At 71.4% G+C, this 245-nt stretch carries 1 protein-coding gene; it reads left to right on the top strand.

What is annotated here, in order from left to right; genetic code table 11:
* On the top strand, positions 1–245 hold a 245-nt coding region (locus SB717_RS38635; RefSeq protein ID WP_410908528.1), incomplete at both ends, for a GyrI-like domain-containing protein.

The following is a 245-nucleotide window of genomic DNA, read 5'->3' as shown; positions in this document are numbered from 1 at the left end:
GAGGTGTGCCTTCCGGTCGACCGCGTCATCCGGGACACCCCGGAGGGCATCCGGAGCCATCGACTCGGCGGCGGTGCGGCCGTCGCCGTCACGGTCGAAGGCGACGACACGGCGTTCCCCGCGATCCTCGCCGCCTACGATCGCGGCTGCGAGTGGATCGATGAGCAGAAGGCGACCAGGGTGGGGCCGCCGCGGGAGATCTGGCATGTGCTTCCGTGGGACGAGACGCGTCCGGCGCGCATGAC

The sequence above is a fragment of the Priestia sp. SIMBA_032 genome, from assembly GCF_046535215.1.
GTDB classification, from domain to species: Bacteria; Bacillota; Bacilli; order Bacillales; family Bacillaceae_H; genus Priestia; species Priestia aryabhattai.
The sequence above is the reverse complement of the archived record's forward strand: the minus strand, read 5'-3'. Positions and strand labels throughout refer to the sequence as shown.